At 42.2% G+C, this 2,775-nt stretch carries 4 protein-coding genes; 3 read left to right on the top strand and 1 reads right to left on the bottom strand.

Features of this window, described 5'->3' with window-relative positions; all coding sequences use genetic code 11:
* Window positions 1-199, top strand: a 199-nt coding sequence (locus tag J5224_RS24630; protein WP_264627852.1) for a hypothetical protein, incomplete at its 5' end; no start/stop codon positions are given.
* A gap of 13 nt (window positions 200-212) precedes the next feature.
* On the opposite strand, the gene J5224_RS24625 is transcribed toward J5224_RS24630, so the two are convergent.
* Window positions 213-443 carry a helix-turn-helix domain-containing protein gene (locus J5224_RS24625; protein WP_264627851.1) on the bottom strand — a complete coding sequence of 77 codons (231 nt, stop codon included), beginning with the start codon at window positions 441-443 and terminating at the stop codon, window positions 213-215.
* 97 nt (window positions 444-540) lie between these two features.
* Here J5224_RS24625 and J5224_RS24620 point away from each other — a divergent pair, with 97 nt between their 5' ends.
* Window positions 541-1,296, top strand: a complete 756-nt coding sequence (locus tag J5224_RS24620) for a LexA family transcriptional regulator (RefSeq protein WP_413544719.1) — start codon at window positions 541-543, stop codon at window positions 1,294-1,296.
* Between the two features lie 100 nt (window positions 1,297-1,396).
* Complete coding sequence (locus tag J5224_RS24615) at window positions 1,397-2,551, top strand: type I restriction endonuclease (RefSeq protein ID WP_264627849.1); 1,155 nt, start codon at window positions 1,397-1,399, stop codon at window positions 2,549-2,551.
* The last annotated feature ends 224 nt before the right edge of the window (window positions 2,552-2,775 follow it).

The following is a 2,775-nucleotide window of genomic DNA, read 5'->3' as shown; positions in this document are numbered from 1 at the left end:
CCATTGCGTTACGTCCGCCTGGATACGCCTTGCACATCGCTTTGATGGTTTCTTTGATGTCGGCCATACCTACCTTTTCCTCTTTCTTCTGGTAGTTACGCTAACGGGCTGGGTTGTGTACCCTGCCCTCTACGGCTTTGTCGCGAAAACACGACAAAAAATGGTTGTGCTATTTAGCAAAATCTCCATGCGTTCATAAAAATAAAAAACCATTAGTTTTGATTTTTGTCGGGATTGGCTTCATGGAGTAACCAATCCGACGAAAATAGCCCGTTAGAGGCAGCCGCCAACTTTTCGGCATATTTTGTTTTACCTGTGTATTCAGTTCTGGGTAGGCGGCCCTTTACTACCCATTTGTGAATCGCAACCACTGATAAATCACATATTTTTGCGGCGTTGGTTTTTCCACCAACCGCGTCAACTGCAGTTTTAACCGGATTCATGGCACCTCCAATAAATTAACTTTCGGTTAAGATTAAAACATAACTGACAGTTAAGTCAACTTAGCCACATAATTAACGAATGGTTAAAAAAGAAGATATGAAAGAAGCTTTCTCGAACCGTCTCCACACTGCGTGTCAAGCCGCTGGTGTGGCTGGGCGTGGATTATCTGGACGCATAAAGCGGGAACTTAAAAAACAAGGAATTGACGTATCAGAAGCCGCCATTTGGAAATGGCTAAACAAGGCTGCGAGCCCTGATCACGCAAAAATACAGGCCTTGTCAAAATGGCTTAACGTAAGACCTGAATGGCTTGAATATGGCATTGAGTCGAAAGCCAGAACTAGCAAAGAGGTTGAGTCAAGCATCCCTCCTGAATCAGAATGGGGTACGGTTGATGCTTGGGATAGCAGAACACCACTGCCGGAGGATGAGGTTTACGTTCCGTTTCTCAAAGACATTGAATTCGCTTGTGGAGATGGACGATTAATGAATGAAGATCATAATGGTTATAAGTTACGATTTTCAAAGGCGACCTTAAGAAGAGTTGGAGCAAACACTGACGGATCGGGTGTAATTTGCTTTCCCGCCAGCGGTAGAAGCATGGAACCAGTTATTCCTGATGGTTCTACTGTCGCTGTCGACACTACGAACAAGCGAATTATTGATGGTGAGTTATACGCTATCAATCAAAATGATTTAAAGCGAATTAAACAGCTCTATCGGCGTCCTGGGGGGAAAATTCTAATCCGCTCATTCAATCGAGAAGAGTTTGATGATGAAGAGTCCGACGAGGCTAATATTGAGATTATTGGATTTGTCTTCTGGTATGCAGTTCTTAGGTCTCGTAGATAGATAACCAACAGCCAAAATAGAACAAACATTATCGTAAATCATGATATTACATAATTAATATTGTTATTTAACAAAGAGTTGCCTTTGTGAGGGATGATGTATGGAAAACTTTAAATTACGTCTCAAGAGCCACATTGAACATGTAAAAAAGGTCAGGGAACATTGCACGACGGAGGAAACAACCAAACAAGCTCTTATCTTACCATTTTTGGATATATTAGGTTTTAATGCCTATGACCCACAAAAAGTAAGAGCTGAATATGGTGCGGATTTTCCTGGTGCAAAATATGGAGAGCGAGTTGATTACGCCCTTTTTTGTCAGGGTGTTCCAGTAATGTTTATTGAGGCAAAATCCTACACTGAAAAGATCGACAACCACTGCCCCCAGTTATCAAGATACTTCAACTCCACCCCAGAAGTTACCATCTCAGCGATCACTAATGGCGTCGAATGGAGATTTTTCACAGATCTAAAAGAAAAAAACATCATGGATCCAACGCCATTCATCAGGATTCGTATGGATGATATTACCGATTCAGATGCAGAACAATTATTCAGGTTTAGACATGACAAGTTTAAACCTGAAGCCTTACGTACTTTGGCTGAAGAAAGTGTTTATATATCAGCGTTCGTGAAAGTTGTAAGTGAGAGTCTTAGAGAGGTTGATGCTGAATTTGTTCGCTTCGTAGCGAGCAGAGCTAACATTGGTCGCCAGCTTAATCAGAGATTTATTGACTCTATTACCCCCCTAGTTCGCGAAGCAGTTCAACGTTCCGTTAGCGCCATGGTTGTATCTGGACTGTCATCAAAGCCACACGTAATTGAAGACCACACTACAGACGCCGAGTCAACCACTAGCCACATCGACGAAGAAGCCGACATCGTAGATGCAGATAATCCCAACATAGTCACCACCCATAATGAGCGAGTGCTATTTGAAAAAATAGCATCCATCGTCGGTCCTGAACATGATTTGCAACCAAAGGACACGGAATCCTATTATTCTGTGTTATTCCAAGGAAAGACAAATCGTTGGTTGGTTCGCTACCATGATAAGAAGAATCGTTCATCCATTCAATTACCTTTCGATATAACTCCAATCGCCAGTAATGAAATCAGCCGCGCAAGACTTGAGCATGACGGTAATCGGATTTTCATAGAAAAGCCTGAAGATGTCCTGAGAATATCTGGACTGATACTTGATTCGCTAGAATTTGTAAAAAATGACGAAAACTTCAGAAAACGCCGAACATAACTCTCACCTCACAATGAACCCAGATATAAATCTGGGTTTTTTTATGCCCTTTCCATAGCTTCCCTTCACTTTCTGATCCACTTACCTTTCATCACCAAAATTAACTTATGGTTATTGACAAAACACAACCAATGGTTAATTATAAGTACACCAACAGCGAACAGGCAGGACGCCCACGAACGTAGCCGCCCGTGGCGTAGAAGGACGGGATGATTCGCTGGTAA

The organism is Candidatus Symbiopectobacterium sp. NZEC135, from assembly GCF_025962695.1.
Note: the sequence above shows the minus strand (reverse complement) of the source record. Positions and strands in the feature narration are given on the sequence as shown.

Coding starts and splice junctions, on each gene's coding strand:
- J5224_RS24625 (WP_264627851.1), bottom strand. CDS start 443: ATGAATCCGGTTAAAACTGCAGTTGACGCGGTTGGTGGAAAAACCAAC.
- J5224_RS24620 (WP_413544719.1), top strand. CDS start 541: ATGAAAGAAGCTTTCTCGAACCGTCTCCACACTGCGTGTCAAGCCGCT.
- J5224_RS24615 (WP_264627849.1), top strand. CDS start 1,397: ATGGAAAACTTTAAATTACGTCTCAAGAGCCACATTGAACATGTAAAA.